The sequence below is a fragment of the Rufibacter sediminis genome (genome assembly GCF_014269285.1).
Taxonomy (GTDB): domain Bacteria; phylum Bacteroidota; class Bacteroidia; order Cytophagales; family Hymenobacteraceae; genus Nibribacter; species Nibribacter sediminis.
The window spans coordinates 1-16,612 of the sequence record NZ_JACOAF010000017.1; the positions used below are offsets into that span (position 1 = coordinate 1).

Annotated in this window: 12 protein-coding genes; 11 read left to right on the forward strand and 1 reads right to left on the reverse strand. The window is 55.6% G+C overall.

The features are described from left to right. Window positions 1–1,301 (forward strand): sugar MFS transporter (locus tag H7U12_RS05800; protein ID WP_186634367.1); only part of this gene is annotated, 1,301 nt, incomplete at its 5' end. 134 nt (window positions 1,302–1,435) lie between these two features. Beyond that, entirely contained in the window at window positions 1,436–1,834 is a 399-nt protein-coding gene (locus H7U12_RS05805) for a hypothetical protein (RefSeq protein ID WP_186634370.1), read from the forward strand. A 98-nt stretch (window positions 1,835–1,932) separates the two neighbouring features. On the opposite strand, the gene H7U12_RS05810 is transcribed toward H7U12_RS05805, so the two are convergent. Further along, a complete protein-coding gene (locus H7U12_RS05810; protein WP_186634372.1) occupies window positions 1,933–2,505 on the reverse strand; it encodes a sigma-70 family RNA polymerase sigma factor in 573 nt (190 codons plus the stop codon). Window positions 2,506–3,156: 651 nt separating this feature from the next. On the opposite strand from H7U12_RS05810, the gene H7U12_RS05815 reads away from it, so the two are divergent. From H7U12_RS05815 to H7U12_RS05855, 9 genes are all read left to right on the forward strand, one after another. Next, window positions 3,157–4,305, forward strand: coding sequence for a FecR family protein (locus H7U12_RS05815; RefSeq protein WP_186634374.1), 1,149 nt, complete (start codon window positions 3,157–3,159; stop codon window positions 4,303–4,305). Between the two features lie 215 nt (window positions 4,306–4,520). Then, window positions 4,521–7,793, forward strand: a complete 3,273-nt coding sequence (locus H7U12_RS05820) for a TonB-dependent receptor (RefSeq protein ID WP_241749175.1) — start codon at window positions 4,521–4,523, stop codon at window positions 7,791–7,793. A gap of 21 nt (window positions 7,794–7,814) precedes the next feature. Next, window positions 7,815–9,095, forward strand: coding sequence for a RagB/SusD family nutrient uptake outer membrane protein (locus H7U12_RS05825; RefSeq protein WP_186634378.1), 1,281 nt, complete (start codon window positions 7,815–7,817; stop codon window positions 9,093–9,095). 28 nt (window positions 9,096–9,123) lie between these two features. Beyond that, window positions 9,124–10,047: a phosphodiester glycosidase family protein gene (locus H7U12_RS05830; RefSeq protein ID WP_186634381.1), complete on the forward strand. Its 924-nt coding sequence runs from the start codon at window positions 9,124–9,126 to the stop codon at window positions 10,045–10,047. A 147-nt stretch (window positions 10,048–10,194) separates the two neighbouring features. Beyond that, entirely contained in the window at window positions 10,195–11,523 is a 1,329-nt protein-coding gene (locus H7U12_RS05835; RefSeq protein ID WP_186634402.1) for an IPT/TIG domain-containing protein, read from the forward strand. Between the two features lie 231 nt (window positions 11,524–11,754). Beyond that, on the forward strand, window positions 11,755–12,714 hold the full coding sequence (locus H7U12_RS05840; protein ID WP_186634405.1) for a sugar phosphate isomerase/epimerase family protein: 960 nt from the start codon (window positions 11,755–11,757) through the stop codon (window positions 12,712–12,714). 87 nt (window positions 12,715–12,801) lie between these two features. Then, window positions 12,802–14,073, forward strand: a complete 1,272-nt coding sequence (locus H7U12_RS05845) for a YdcF family protein (protein ID WP_206683882.1) — start codon at window positions 12,802–12,804, stop codon at window positions 14,071–14,073. 497 nt (window positions 14,074–14,570) lie between these two features. Next, window positions 14,571–15,677: an SGNH/GDSL hydrolase family protein gene (locus H7U12_RS05850; RefSeq protein WP_186634411.1), complete on the forward strand. Its 1,107-nt coding sequence runs from the start codon at window positions 14,571–14,573 to the stop codon at window positions 15,675–15,677. 149 nt (window positions 15,678–15,826) lie between these two features. Then, window positions 15,827–16,516 (forward strand): helix-turn-helix transcriptional regulator, encoded by a 690-nt coding sequence (locus H7U12_RS05855; protein WP_186634414.1) that lies wholly within the window; start codon window positions 15,827–15,829, stop codon window positions 16,514–16,516. The last annotated feature ends 96 nt before the right edge of the window (window positions 16,517–16,612 follow it).

The following is a 16,612-nucleotide window of genomic DNA, read 5'->3' on the forward strand; positions in this document are numbered from 1 at the left end:
TGAACGACATCCTCATCCCCAAGCTCCAGCAGGTTTTCACGCTGCAGAACTGGCAGGCGATGCTCATCCAGACGGCCTTCTTCGGGGCATACTTCATCGTGTCGCTTCTCTATTTCGTGTTCTCCGTCACCAAAGGCGATCCTATCCTGAAGATCGGCTACAAGAACGGCATCATTGTGGGGCTGGCGGTGACGGCGGTGGGCTGCCTCCTGTTCCTGCCGGCGGCCGATTCCCACTCCTACGGCTTGTTCCTGGGGGCCTTGTTCGTGCTGGCCTCGGGCATCACGGTGCTGCAGATCACGGCCAACCCGTACGTCTCCATCCTGGGGCCGCCGGAGTCCTCGTCCAGCCGCATGAACATGACGCAGGCGCTGAACTCCTTCGGGACCACCATCGCCCCCATCATCGGGGGGTACCTCATCTTTGACCAGGTGAGCAACGATGCCGCCACCGCCGACTCGGTGAAGATGCCGTACGTGGGGCTGGCCATCACCCTGATCGTGATTGCGGTGATCATCAAACTGGCCCGCCTGCCCCGCCTCACCGGCGACAGTACCACCGTGGTGGCTGGCTCGGGGGCCTTGAAGCACCGGCACCTGGTGCTGGGCATTATCTGTATTTTCATGTACGTGGGCGGTGAGGTGGCCGTGGGCAGCATGCTCATCAACTACTTCAAACTGCCGCAGATTGCGGGGCTGGACGAGTCAGAGGCCAAGCACTTTCTGTCTTTCTACTGGGGCGGGGCCATGATCGGGCGCTTCTTCGGGGCGGTGGCGCTGGCGCAGTTCCGCAACAACTCGCTCAAGTACGTGATCATGGCCGTGATTGCGGCGGTGACGTTCGGGGCCGTGTACGCCATCTATGACCTGAACCAGGCCCTGATCATTCTGGGGCTGATTGCCGCAAACTTTGTGGTCTTGCTGCTGGGTGGTTTCATCCCGAACCGCACGGTAGGGCTCTACGCCACCGCCGTGATCGTGCTGCTGTTGATCGGGACCTTCGGGCAGGGCGCGGTGGCCATGTGGGCGGTGATCGGCATCGGGTTGTTCAACTCCGTGATGTTCCCCACCATCTTCGATTTGGCCATCAAGGGGCTGGGCGTGCACACGAGCCAGGGTTCGTCGCTGCTGGTGATGGCCATTGTGGGCGGAGCCATTGTGCCGCCGCTGCAAGGCGCCGTGGCCGACGTGACCGGCAACGTGCAGCTCTCGTTCATTGTGCCCCTGCTCTGCTACCTCTACATTGTGTACTACGGCTTTGCGGGGTACAGAACCCGCGCCAACCACCGGTTGGTAGATTAGCGCGTTTCAGGGCTGGTTTTACCAAACGAAGCCTGAAACGATAATTAAGAAGCAGCGGGTCCGGAAAGAATTACCTCTTTCCGGCCCCGCTGCTTTTGTGTTTTCGGTTTAAAAAATGATACCTTGTCCGCGCTATGAACACAAGAATAATCATGTCAGCGAGTGCCCTGGTGATGGCCGCCTTGGGCCTCATCGCTTCCTTTTTGCCACAGGAAGTCCTGCAGTATCTGGGAACCGACCCTACGGGAATGGCGCCAGTACTGGTACAGATTCTAGGCGCGCTATACCTGGGCTTCGCCATTCTGAACTGGATGGCGAAAGGAGTATTGATTGGTGGGATCTATGCCCGCCCGCTGGCGATGGGAAATATGCTGCACTTTTTTGCCGGAGCGATGGCGCTGTTGAAAGGACTACAGGCTGGTCAGCAAAACAGCATTATCTGGGCGCTGGCGCTGGTGTACGGCCTGATGGCGGTGCTGTTTGGGCTGATCGCATTCCGGCACCCCTTGGCGGCCAAGGTAGCTGGTCAGTAAATTACATGATTGGGGCGTTTTAGGGCTTATTCCTGAAAAATAAGCCTAAAACGTGATGATGTCGCTTTGCTATATCTTTCTGCCGGATGCCTCCGGATCTACACCAGGAATAAAATCAGGAGAGCCGTGTTCTTCAGGAAAAGCCGCAGGTGCCGCTGGGCCACGGTGATCTGGTTTTCCACGCTCCGCTTGGAAATGCCTAGCTGAGACGCGATGTCCTCGTTGGGGAGGAGCATTTTCCGGCTCAGGTAAAAGATTTCCTGGCAGCGCCGGGGCAGTTTCTCCAGATGGGTGTCTAGCTGAAGTTCCAGTTCCTGCGCGCGCATCTCTTCTTCTTCTTGATTTCCCTGGGCCTGCCGGTCAAACTGCTCCACCTGGTCTGTGTATCGCAGCGGAATGACTTTCGCCGATTTCAGGTGTTTGTACACGTGGTAACGGGCGGCGGCGGTAAGGTACTGCTGGAAAGACCCGATCTGCAGTTGGTGGCGCTTGGTCCAAATGTTCAGGAAAATAGAATGCACAATCTCCTCGCAGACTTCCCGGTCTTTCAGGTGCGAGAAAGCGGTGGTGAACACCCGCGACCAGTAACGTTCAAACAAGGCGTTGAAAGCTTTGACATCATCCTGCTGAATGGCTTCCCACACGGCTACATCTGGCTGATCTTCATACATAGATGTTGGAGTTTGATGGTTTAGCTTGGTAAACTGAATCTTAAGCAGGGCCCCTTCCAGGAAGGGAGAAATATCTGACCACAAAAAAATGGAAAAACCATAAGGCCAATGTTATGTCAAGGTTATGGTTTGGTTACGTTTGGTTTCTGGTTGTTTGCAGTTGTAAGCAAAAGCAATATAATGAAATAATTTAATAAGGTTTTTGCACTAATTGAAAAATTTGGGCTTATATGAGGCGGAGTGAATGCATTTGTCGCAATTCCAAATCCATCTAGCCTGTGCGTCTATGTCCAGCATAAAGGACGTTACTTCTCTTGTCGTGCTGCGGACTACCAGAAAGTGATTTTAGCGGATGTCCAGACCTGAGAATGGAATTCCACCGAACCTTATCTGGAGAGAGTAAGCAACCTTGCCCGGTACCTTCTGGAGCGGCCGTCAGCCGGTGAAGGGAATACCCGCTTTAAGCCTGTTTTCTGAAAAAGAGCCCCTAAACACGATTTGCTTGCCAGGGCAGAGAAAGGATTTTTACTGCCTTCAGAAAGCCTCTTGTGGCGTTTTGGGCCAGGTTTTCAAAATAAAGTAAAAAAATAGACGCAACGTGTGTGTGTGGTGGGTGATCTGAGGCTCTCTACTGGTACAAGGCCATCACCCATGACAAGAGAAGAATACATTATCCTGCACCAGAAATACCTAGACGGTACCTGTACCCCGCAGGAGAGGAAACTGCTGGAAGACTACCAGGATCAGTTTGAACTGCAGGACTTGCCCTGGGAGGAAGCGGCAATGGGCTCGCAGGAAGAAGTAAAAGCCGCAATTTTCAACCGTCTCAAAGCTGCTACTGCTTTTCAGGAGCCAGCTAAACGCCGGCAGTACTCCTCCATCTGGGCCGTGGCGGCGGTCATTACCCTGCTGTTGGCCTCGGGCAGTGTCTTTTACTGGTGGCAGCGTCAGCAGCCTTCGGTAGCGGTGGCGGAGAAAACCACCCCTGCGCTCGCAGAGGTGAAGCCTGGCCGTGACAAAGCCTTTCTAACCCTCGCTGATGGCACCGTGATAGACCTGGATGTAGCCGCAAACGGAGACTTGTCCCACCACGCAAATATCAAGATCATCAAACTGGATGGCCAGCTTTCCTATTCCGGGCAGGCCCCAACGGCAGACCAGACGCAGCTCAATACCTTATCCACTCCCCATGGCGGGCAGTACCAGATCACCCTGGCTGATGGCTCCAAGGTGTGGCTTAATGCGGCTTCTTCACTGCGCTTCCCGGCGGCTTTCGCCGGCAAAGAGCGCGTGGTGGAGCTAACGGGCGAAGCCTATTTTGAGGTAGCCAAAAACAAGACCATGCCTTTCAAAGTGAAGTCAAGAGGAATGGAGGTAGAGGTATTGGGCACCCATTTCAACCTCATGGCCTATGAAGACGAAGCGCAACTGCGCACCACCTTGCTGGAAGGCTCCGTGAAAGTGAGCAATTCTGCCGAAGCGGTTACCATTGAGCCTAACCAGGAAGCCGTGCTACATACGTCCTCCGGTTCCTTGAAAGTAGAGCAGGTAGATGCCCAGGAAAGCATCGCCTGGAAAAACGGTCAGTTCCTTTTTCATGACGAGGATCTGCGCAGCGTCATGCGCAAAATAGCCCGCTGGTATGACGTGGAAGTGGTGTATGAGGGTGAGATCGACCACAAGAGTTTTACGGGCACCGTCTCCCGCTTCGAGGACATCACAGACGTGCTCAACATGCTAGAATTAACGGAAACGGTTCATTTTAAACGGAAAGGAAGGAGGTTAACCGTGATGCCATAGCCCAACAGAAACTCGCCTTGGGCCCAAAAAAGAAACCAGGGGCGCGGCAACGCCCCTGGCTATGGAATGGGTCTGGAAAGGCAATAGACGTGAGTGCACCTATTTCTTAAACCCAAACAAACAAATGTATGAAAATTAATACTCTTCATAAGAGTAGGTTTCTGGTCTGTATACCACATAAGCTCCTTTTGGGTATGAAACTTACCATGATTTTTATGCTTGCCGCACTTTTGCAGGTAAGCGCCGCTGGCTACAGCCAGCAAATAAATCTCTCCTATACCAACGTGCCGCTGGAGAAAGCCCTGAACGAGGTGAAAAAGCAAAGCGGCTACAACTTCCTCTACAATGTGCAGATGCTCAAAGAAGCCAAGCCCGTGAACCTCCGGCTGAAGAACGCTTCTTTGATAGAGGCGCTGGAGCAGTGTTTTGAAGGGCAGCCGCTTACCTATACCGTAAATCAGAAAACGGTGGTGGTGAAGCGGAAACCGGTAGCCGAAGCGACGGTAGCGGTTCCACCCACCACCATTAAAGGAAAAGTAGTGGATGCCAAAGGCGAAGGCATGCCGGGCGTCACCATCAACCTCAAAGGCACTACCGTGGCTACGGCCTCGGCGGGAGACGGTAGTTTCTCCTTGCAGGTGCCCGAAGGCACTGGAACGTTGGTGTTCACCTTTATCGGTTTCCAGACCAAGGAAGTTGCGTTCAACGGCCCCTCTGATCTGAACATTCAGTTACAGGAAGACAACCAGGCCCTGAAAGAAGTAGTGGTGGTAGGCTACGGCCAGCAGGAGCGCGAAGACGTGACCAGCGCCATCAGCTCGTTCAAGCCTGATGAGCAGAATTCACGACCGGTTCTGGGACCTGACCAGTTGATCCAAGGCCGCATGCCCGGTGTGAACGTTTCTTCCGGTTCGGGTAGTCCGGGTTCCTCTACCCGCGTGAGCATCCGGGGAATCGGGTCATTGAGCGCCAGCAACGAGCCCCTGTACGTGATTGACGGAATTCCGGTAGTGCCGCACAACGCCGCCCTGTTCAACCTGGGCGAGAACATGAACCCGCTTTCCCAGCTCAACCCCAATGACATTGAGTCCATTGAAGTACTGAAAGACGCGGCTTCCTCGGCCATCTACGGTTCCCGAGCCACCAACGGCGTGATCATCATCACTACCAAATCTGGGAAGCAAGGCAAGTCCAACCTCAACTTTGACTACTACACCGGCATACAGGACGTGCCTAACCGCCACAAGATGAAAATGGCGGGTTCTGACCTGTACCTGGAGGTGATCAACGAAGGCATTGACAACTACAACCAGCAGTTTGGCTACAAGCTAGGCGATGCCAACTACATGCTGCGCAAGGAGAATCCGTACCCTGGTATGCCCGACACCGACTGGTTTGACCTGGTGACCCGCACTGCCAGAACCTCCAGCTACAACCTCTCTTTCTCCGGGGGCACCGAAAAAACCAAGGTGTTTGTCTCCGGTAATTACCTGGACCAGGAAGGAACCATCATCAGCAGCGAATTCAAGAAGTACACGGGTAAGGTTAACCTTAGTCACAAACTGTTTAACTGGCTGGAAGTAGGAACCAACTCCAACCTGAGCTACACCCACAACTCCCGCGTGCCGGGCTCCAACTCCGGGGCTACCGTCATGGCGCGCAGTATTCCGCAGCGTCCGTTTGACCGCCCGTATAAACCCAACGGCGAGTATTACGTGGGCGGAACCGAGGATCTGCTGTACCACAACCCGCTGCACATCCTGAACGAGGAAGACGCTGACATAGAGAACTACCGCTACCTGGGTACGTTCTTCGCCAACCTCAACTTAGCCAAAGGCCTTGATTTTAAAACGTCTTTGGGTCTGGACCAGATCTATACCGTAGACAAGGTGTACTACAATGAAGACCACCCGTACGGGACTGGCGTGGGCCGTCTCATTGACAGCCGGCGCATGATCTCCAACCTGCTGGTGGAAAACACCCTGAGCTACAACAAGCAGTTCGGGGAGCTTTCTTTCTCGGCGCTGGCCGGTCAGTCTTACCAGAAGACCTCCAACTCCGGGATCAACATTGACGGACGTGGGTTCCCTTCCACCTCTTTTGACGTGCTGTCGGTGGCCGCCGAGATTACCGAAGCAGGCACTAGCCTGACTGAGAGTGCACTGGCTTCTTACTTTGGCAGAACCAGTTTCTCCTACAAAGACAAGTACCTCCTTAGTCTCACCTTCAGGGCAGATGGTTCTTCTAAATTCGCCCCAGAGAACCGGTTCGGGTATTTCCCGTCGGTTTCTGCCGGTTGGCACATCTCCAGAGAAGAGTTCTTCCCCGTGGAGCTGATGGACCTGAAACTGCGCGCCAGCTACGGTTCTACCGGTAACCAGGACGGCATCAGTTCCTATGCCTATCAGGCACAGATGAGCGGCGGGCGTAACTACGGGTACCAGAGCGGCATTGGCGTGAGCACCAACGGCAACCGCGACCTTACCTGGGAAAGCGCCGACCAATTTGACGTGGGAGTAGATATGGGCTTCCAGCGCGGCAAATACACCCTCACCGCCGATTACTTCGTGAAGAACACGAACAACCTGTTGTACAGCCGCCCTACGCAGGCTACCTCCGGGTTCACCAGCATCACCAGCAACATTGGCTCAATGCGCAACTGGGGCTGGGAATTCATGGTGGGCACCAACCAGGCCTTCGGGGAGCTGACCTGGAGCTCGGACTTCAACATCTCCTTCATCAAAAACAAACTGACCTCGCTCCTAGGCGATGAAGCCTTGCTCATTGGCGCGAACCGTACCCTCAAAGTAGGAGAAGAGGTAGGGAGCTTCTGCCTGTACAAGATGCTGGGCATCTACCAGACCAACGAGGAAATTCCAGAGGCCTTCTTCAAACAAGGCATCCGGGCCGGTGACGTGAAGTACGATGACATAAACAACGATGGCCTCATCAACGCTGATGACCGCCAGATTGTGGGCACGTCTAACCCCAACTTCTTCGGCGGCTGGAACAACACCTTCCAGTACAAGAACTTTGACCTGAGCGTGTTCCTCAACTACAGCCAAGGCGCTGATGTGTACTTCTCGGGCCGCATCACGGTGGAGCGTCTGGCCAACAACTTCTTCGGGATACGGGAAGAGGTGGCTAAGGAGCGCTGGACTGGTCCGGGTACCAGCAACACCACGCCGCGCGCCATCTACGGTACTGGCTGGAACACCCAAAACTCCACCCGTTTCCTGGAAGACGGCTCTTTCCTGCGCCTGCGTTCCGTGATTTTAGGGTACACGCTGCCAACCAGCTTTACCTCCAAAATCAAGCTGAGCCGCGTGCGGGTGTATGCCCAAGCCGACAACCTGTTCCTGTGGACCAATTACTCCGGTATGGACCCCGAGGTGACCAGCAACTTTGACCCACAGTTCATGGGCGAAGACAACCTGATTCTGCCGCAGTTGAGAACCGTGAATGTAGGAGTGAACCTCCGTTTTTAACCACGCTTAACCATCAGACATATGCTAAGGCTTAGATATACTTTATTTTTTGCGAGTCTGCTGGCCCTGCCGGCCTGTAATGACCAACTGGATTTCTATCCGCACTCCTCGGTGTCGCCAAACAACACCTCTGAGAAAGACATGGACGCCTTGCTGTACGGCATGTACAACTCGGTGCAGAATTCGCCGGGCCGCGAGTCCTACATCTTCTATGACCTCATTGGCGGGGAATTGATGAACCCCTCCGGCGGAAATCAGCTGGCGTTCATCAACAACTTTCTTCGGCCAGAATACTCGCTCATAGGCAACGCTTGGGACGGCTATTACCGGGCGCTGTACCAGGTAAACAACGTGCTGGCCTCCATTGCGCCGTTCTCAGATACCCAGAAGAAAAGAGAGATAAACGGCACGGCCCACTTCTTCAGGGCGTACCTGTACTACAATCTGGTGACCCGCTGGGGCGGGGTGCCCCTGCTGGAGCAGAACACCAATGAGAAAGTGTCGCGCAACAGCGAGGAGGAAGTCTGGAACTTCATTGAAAGAGAACTGGAAGCCGCCTTGCCAGATGCCCCAGACTACGTAGTGAACCGGTATTACTACGTGAACAAAGACGCGGTGCAGGCGCTCATGGCCCGGGTGAAACTGGCCCGGGGCAAAACGCAGGAAGCCGCGGCCCTGGCCGAAGGCCTCATCACCTCTGGCCGCTATAAACTGGATGTTTTTGAGAAGATCTTCCGGAAGCAGCAGAACACCGAGGTCATTTTCGCCTTTGAGAACCTCACCGAGGAGTCCAGCATCACGCTCAGCACCTTGTTCTATACTTACTCCCACACAGTGAAGGGCTCCTACGTCTACAAACCCACCGATGACGTGATGCAGAACTTGTTTGAAGCCAATGACAAACGGAAGCCCATTTCCATAGACGTGGTGCAGGGCCTGAACGTGATCAACAAATACCCCAGCGGCCAGTCCGGCACCGATCCGTTCATTGTCACCCGTCTGGCGGAGATGTACCTCATCAGCGCCGAGGCGCAGGGAATGGCTGGTTTGAACCGCCTCAACGAACTGCGGCAGGCCCGTGGTCTGGCGGCATTGAGCCCCAGCAGCGAAGAGTCCTATTTAGATGCCGTTTTGCTGGAAAGACGCCGGGAACTGCTCGCCGAAGGCTTCCGCTGGTATGATCTGGTGAGAACCGGCAAAGCTGTCTCTACGCTGGGCATTGAGCCGCACCGCCAGAAACTGCCGTTGCCGGAGAGCGAGATCATCCTGAACGATCAGCTGGAACAGAATCCCAACTATTAATTCTTCCCATCTCTTAACCTCTTAGGATATGTTACTCCCTATTAAACGATATATCATTGCCCTTTGCGCGGTGAGCAGCTTGTTTGCCTTCAGCGGTTGCGAGGACGACGACGAGGCGCCCGCAGTAGATTTCAGCCCCACTACCCCGGTGGCGAAGATGCTGGTGGACAATACCTCGCTCATTAGCCGGGTGTTCTCAGACACCACGTTCCAGGTGCACCCCGGCGTGGAAGAAACCGACATCCATTACCTGAGCATGGAAGGCTACACCATGCACGCCTTCGTGCTCAAAGTTGACCTGAAGCAGCCCGGCCTGTCGCTGTACCCGGCCACGCCTTTTGGCGGCACCGGTTTTGCCATGCAGACCATCCCAGACATGCTTAAGTACATTGACAAGCCGGGGCAGCGCGTGATGGCCGCCGTGAACTCAGACTTCTTCAACACCAGCACCGGGGAGCCCCGCAGCTTGGTCTACCTCAACGGCAAAGCCGTGAAAACCGCCATTCAGGCCGGTGGCCGCGGGTACTTTGGGGTAGACAAGCAGGGCAACCCCTTCATTGGCGATGCCAACGACTACGAGCAGCGCAAAGACAACATCCAGCACGCTCTGGGCGGGTACCACCGCCTCATCAGAGACAATCAGCGCGTGAGCCAGACCGATGTGTCCATTGAACCCAGAACCGCCGTGGGCATCACCCAGGACAAGGTGGTGTACTTTGTGGTGGTAGACGGCCGCCGGTTCGACTATTCCAACGGCATCACGCTGGAGAAACTGGCCACGTTCTTAAGCGCTCTGGGTGCGCGCGAGGCCCTCAACCTGGACGGCGGCGGCTCTTCCACCTTCATGATCAAGCACCCGCTGGCCGATGTGTGGCACATGCGCAACTGGTCTTCAGACCGCTTGCCGCGCGCCGTAGCCAACGGGTGGGCGGTGGTGGCCAACGTGCCGTAACGGTTTCTCCGCTGGGCAGAAACAGCAGAAGCAGCGTGTCCGTTTAGGGGCCGTTTTTCCCAAAAGAGCCCCTAAACAGACGGGCGGGTGCTACGGCACAGGCCGTGGTGCTTTCTTTCTCCTTTCATTTTTCCAACTGATAACCTTATGTTCCAAAAGATAAATAAGTACCTGTTTTTCCTGATGGCGGTCCTGTGCTTGGCTGCCTGCCAAGAAGACGATGACGCCGCCGGTGTTTCCACAGAACCGGCGTTGGTGTCCATCAATCCCGCCAGCGGCACGCCTTCCAGTATTGTCACCATTCTGGGTCGCAACTTCGGCCCGGTGCGGGAGAATAACGTGGTCAAGTTCAACGGACAGACTGCCGTGGTCATTGAGGCCTCTGAGGGCCAACTACAGGTGGTGGTGCCCGAGAACGGCAGCTCCGGCAATGTGACCGTGACCGTGAACAACCGCGAACTGCAAGGCCCCACTTTCACCTACGCCGAGGCCCCCGAGGAATTCCTGGTGAGCACCTTTGCCGGCGAGGGAATCATTGGGTTGAAGGACGGAACCCCGGATGTGGCCCAGTTCCGCAACCCCGAGGGTGTGGCGTTTGATGCCCAGGGCAACCTCATCGTGACGGACCGCGGCAACAACGCCCTCAGAATTGTGACCCCGGCTGGTTTGGTGAGTACGTTGGTAGGCTTCGGAGGCACCGCCGGTAACGTAGACGGACCCGTGGCCACGGCCAAATTGAATTACCCCTGGAAATCGGCGGTAGACGCGCAGGGCAACATTTACATCGCCGAGCGGGACAATCACAAAATCAGGAAGATCACGCCTGCCGGAGTGGTGAGCACCGTGGCTGGAACCGGAGCTTCCGGCTTCGCCGATGGCCCAGCCGCCACCGCCCAATTCAACCAGCCCCTTGACGTGGCCGTGGACCAGGCGGGCAACCTCTACGTAGCCGATAACCTGAACCACCGCATTAGAAAGATCACGCCAGACGGAACAGTGTCTACCATTGCCGGGAATGGGACCGCCGGCTTCGCCGATGGCGATGCTTCGGTGTCTAAAGTAAACAACCCGTCGGGCGTGGAGGTAGACAAAGACGGCAACGTGCTGGTGGCTGACCGCCAGAACCACCGCATCCGGAAAATCACGCCGCAGGGCGTGGCCAGCACCATTGCCGGTGAAGGGAGCCTGGGCTCCGTAGACGGTGATGCCGCAGCCGCCAAGTTCAACCAGCCCTACGGCGTTACCGTGGGCCAAGACGGTACTATGTACGTGGCCGACCTGAACAACCACCGCATCAGAAAAATCACGGCGGCGGGCAAAGTGACCACCATGGCGGGCACCACCTCGGGCTACGCAGACGGCCCCGGCGCCAGCGCCCGCTTCAGCCAACCCACCGATGTGGCGGTAGACAAAGACGGCAACGTGTATGTAGCCGATGTGCAGAACCACCGCGTGCGCGTCATCAGAAAACTCTAAGATCAAGACCTTTTTCCCGTTTAGGGGCTGTTTTTCCAAAAACGGCTCCTAAACGGGAAGAAGCCTTTTAAGAACCAAGAACTTCCTTCCTTCCGGGAAAGGAAGGAAGGAAGGAAGGAAGGAAGTAAGGAAGTTCTTGGGAGGAAGAGAAGCCTTGCGTAACATCTTGCTAGTGAATAGGTAGCGTTTCCTTCTCCAGTTGTTTTTCCGGAACCCTTTACCTGAATGACCATGAAAGTATCCTCTGAAGTAACCGGCTTCCTCTTGGGTGCCTGCCTGCTGGTATGGGCTTGCGCCACCAAGCCTCCGCAGCAGAAAGCGGCCCAACCGCGGAAGGTGGGCTATTCCATCGCCCTCAAGAACATCACGCCAGAGAACATGGCCTACGCCAAATCTGTGGGGGTAGACTACATTGAAACCTCGTTCCAGGCCTTCATTGATGACAAGCGCCAGTTCAAGCTTTCGGAGGCCGAGATCCGAAAAGCCGTGGCCGAGGCCAAGCAGGCCGCCGACAAAGCCGGGATCAAGATCTGGTCCATCCACATGCCGTACAGCAAAACCATTGACATTTCGCTGGCCAATGAGCAGGAACGGCAAGCGGTGGTGGCGCTGCACCAGCAGGTGCTGACCTACGCGAAAGCGTTGCAGCCCCAAGTCATTCTGTTCCACCCCAGCTATTATCTGGGCCTTAACGAGCGCGAAACCCGCAAGGCCCAGATGATCAAGTCCAGCGGAGAACTGTTGCCGGCGGTGCAGGAACTAAACGCCACCATGGTCATTGAAAACATGCTGGGTCCCGAATTGCTCGCCGATGCCAACCGCGAGCGGCCTTTGTGCCGGTCGGTGGAGGAGACGCTGGAGATCATGGGCCGCCTGCCCAAAAACATTTACGCGGCCGTGGACATGAACCACATCAAGCACCCGGAGCGGCTCATCAGGGCGCTGGGCAAACGGCTGAAATCCATTCACGTAGCCGATGGGCACGGGGAGAAGGAGAACCATTTTCTTCCTTGCTCCGGCCAGGGCGGCAACGACTGGCCCGAGATTCTGGCGGCGCTGGACGAGGTGAATTACCAGGGTCCGTTCCTGTTTGAGAGCGCCTATAAAGACGTGAAAGAGCTGAAGGAGTGTTACCTGTCGTTGCATTCGGCGTACGTGGCGCAGAAGAAAATCGCGAAATCCAATCCCTAATCCTACCGGGGTACATGCGTTTAGGGGCTATTTTCAGAAAAACGGCCCCTAAACGCGCCTCTTTTCATTTGTTTATATTCCTCCGAAATGATAAAACCTTTTCTCTCTCTTAGCCCTAAACCCTTACTGGCGGGCGGCTTGGCAATTCTTTCGCTGTTGAGCGCCTGCTCTCCCAAAGCACCGGCCACGGCTTCGGCCACGGGCCAGACCGCCACCCAAACCCTGTTGCAGCAGAAGATTTACCCGCTGCTGGTCACGTTGCAGGAAAGTCCGTACCAAGCCGAACTCCAGAAAAGCGAAACCCTTCGGCAGTTGGCCTCTCAGCGCGCCCAGCGGGTGAAGCAGGCCGTGCAAACCTGTTCCGATGTGCCTTGTCTGGCTTCCTCGGTGCAGTGGAGCGCTGCCGAGGTGCAGCAGGTGGGCAATGAGCTGGTGCGCCTGTTCCAAAGCAGCAAGCGGTTCCAAAACGTGGTTCAGCCCCTGAAAGCCAGCGGGAAATACGAGCTGTACGCTCCCCAACCCGATACCGCTTTCCTGCGCAGCGCCTGGCAGAACTCGGCGCAAGCCATGAACCACGCCACTGATGTCTATTTCAAAGGCAAGAAACCGCGCTACCCCAAAATTGACGCCATCAGCTTTGAGCTCACCGATCCCGCCTTTCATCGGCAGGTGCGGCAAGCGCTGGAGAAAGCCGTCAATACCTCCGGAGACCAACTGTTCTTCCAGATTCCGCTACAGGTTTCGCTGGAGGCTTTGGCTATCAACGGCAGGGACGAGGCGGTACGCTATGAGCCGCTGCACCAGGGCCTGAACGCCGGACCTTTCCAGCAGGCGAAATCCACCGACTGGAAGAACTTCAAGTACAGCCTGATTCTGGTGCCGGGCTTCGGGCCCGAGGAAGAGGGTATTGTGCTGCACGACAAAGCCAAAAGCCGCTGCCGCATGGCGCTGGAGCGGTACCAGAAAGGCCTGGCACCGTTCATCGTGGTCTCGGGCGGTAACGTGCACCCCAACAAAACGCCGTACAACGAGGCCGTGGAAATGAAAAAGTATATGGTAGACAGCCTGGGCGTAGCCGAGCAGGTGGTCATCATTGAGCCGCACGCCCGCCACACCACCACCAACCTGCGCAACACCAACCGCCTACTCTACACGCTGCAACTACCCCTTGACAGACCCATCTTGATTGTCACCGATGAAAGCCAGAGCAGCTACATTATGCGTTTCGAGAAGAAGGCCAAAGAGGAACTGGGCTACGCGCCGTTCCAGAAGCTGAAGAAACTCTCTGACGTGGAGACGGAATATTACTCCGTGTCCGCCTCGCGCCAGGTAGACCCGCTGGACCATTTAGACCCGTAATTCATTCTACGTTTAGGGGCTCTTTTTTGAAAAACTGCCCCTAAACAGAATTCTGATAGTCAACCACGAAGGCGATTGCTTTCTTTGAGTTAATCCTGTTTAGCGGCTCCTTTTCTGAAATCGGCCTTAAAACCAGATGGACTAGGGAAGGAAAGTACAGGTCAGTCCTCTACTATGTAGTACACGCATTCCGTCCCCCTTGGAAGGGGGTAGGGGGATGATTTATTTGCTGATTCATCTTTTCCGAGATTCTCACTATGGTGCGGAAGTTACTTCCGTGACTAACGGGATAAATAGAAGAAAGGCACGGAAGTAACTTCCGCGCCATAGTGTATGGGGCAAGCAAAGAAAGTTTTCGCAACAAAGCAAAGGGCAACCAAAAGGGATTGCCCCTACCATCTTGAACGTCAAATTCAGCACGAGTAATCATCCCCCTACCCCCTTCGAAGGGGGACGGAATGCGCGGAAATCAAATTATCAACCCATATTCTATCATCATGATGCTTCGTTTCAGCTATTTGTTTTTGATGTTCATGGCCTGTGTGTTGCTGGGCAGACCAGACGCGGTGGCGCAGGACAGCACCGGGGTCAAGTACACGTACGTGAACGCCCGTGACTTGAGCGTACTGGGCCAATCGGCTACCGTGCGCGACTCTGGGTTCCACCGCATAGACGCGGCGGAGCGGCCCAAACTGCCCAACGCGGTGGCGAGGCTGGCGACCAACTCGGCGGGCATCAGTGTCTCGTTCCAGACCAATTCCAAATCCATTAAGCTGAGGTGGCGGCTGGCCAAGTACAACACGCTCTGGAACATGACGCCCGCGGCGGTGAACGGTCTGGACCTGTACGCCTGGAACGGCAAAGAATGGCAATACGCGGCCACGGCCCGCCCCGCCAAAGAACAGAACGATGTGCTGGTGCTCAGCAACCTGGATGGTCAGCTGCGGCACTACCGCGTGCACCTGCCCCTGTACGCCGCCGCCGAGGAAGTATACGTGGGCGTAGAGGCTGGATCAACCCTCCAGAAAGCCGATGCCCGGTTCCTGCCCACCCAAAAGGTAGTGATTTACGGGTCCAGCATTACGCAGGGGGCCTCGGCCAGCCGCCCCGGTATGGCGTATCCGGCCATCCTGAGCCGGCAGCTGAACCTGGATATCTACAACCTGGGCTTCAGTGGCAGCGGCAAAATGGAGATGGCCTTGGCCGAGGTGCTGGGCCAGATGGACGCCGATGTATACGTGCTGGACTGCGTGTCCAACCCCTCGCCGGAGCAGATCAGAGAGCGGGCGGTGCCGTTCATCAAGCGCCTGCGCGAGCTCAAACCCCACACGCCCATTCTCATGGTGGAAAGCTTTTTCAGGGAGAGCACGCCCTGGGACCAGGAAAAAAAGAAGTTCGATAACGGCCAGAACGAGGAATTCAGGAAAGCCTACGAGCAGCTCAAGCAGGAGAAATACAAAAACCTGCACTACCTGTCCGCCAAAGACCTCCCGACCTATGACCACGAAGGCACCATTGATGGCAGCCACCTCTCAGACCTGGGATTCACGCGCGTAGCCCCGTTTGTGGGCAAGAAGCTGAAGAAGATTCTGCCAAAAAAGTAAACCTTCCAGCTAGAGTTAGAAAATCCGTTTAGGGGCTGTTTTCGGAAAAACGGCCCCCAAACGGATTTTTTTGTGCAGATGAGCGATGGGTTTTCTACCTTGTCCTTCCTAAAATCAGGCGGCAGTCCTGCCCTAAAATTCCCACGCGTATGAACCGAGTAGACCGGCTTTTCGGTATCCTGACCTTGCTGCAGTCCAAGAAGTATGTGACCGCGGAAAAGATCGCTGAGGCCTTTGCCATTAGTGTGCGCACCGTGTACCGCGACGTGAAGGCGCTGGGCGAGCAGGGTGTGCCGGTGGGTTTCGAGCCGCACAAAGGCTATTTTGTGGTGCAGGGTTATTTTCTTCCGCCCGTCTCGTTCACGTCTGAGGAGGCCAACGCGCTGCTGCTCATGGAGGCCATGGTCTTCGGGTTCACCGATAAATCCATCCACACGCACTACGCCTCGGCGCTGAGCAAGGTGAAAGCCGTGTTGCGCACCACCCAGAAAGAAAAGCTCGATTTCCTGAACAACCACATCAAGCTGCAGATGCCGGCTTGCTTCAACAATGATTACGAGTACCTGGCGCTCATTCAGGAGGCCATCATCAATACCTCCATTCTGGAGATCGGGTACAAAAACAAGAACGAGGAGGTGAGCAAGCGCCAGCTGGAGCCCATCGGGTTGATCTTCTACGCCTTCAGCTGGCACCTCATCGGCTGGTGCCATCACCGCCAGGACTACCGCGATTTCAAGGTCTCCCGCATCCTCACCATCAAAAACACCGGCCTGCCGTTCCTCAAGACAGATCACATGGCCATCAATGACTACATGCAGCACTTGCCCGTACCATATTAAGCGTTGTGTTTAGCGGCTCTTTTTCTAAAAACAGGCCCAAAACGGCTTCGGTAGAAAAATTCTAAAAAAACTTTCAGACCTGAAAAGTGCGCTGCC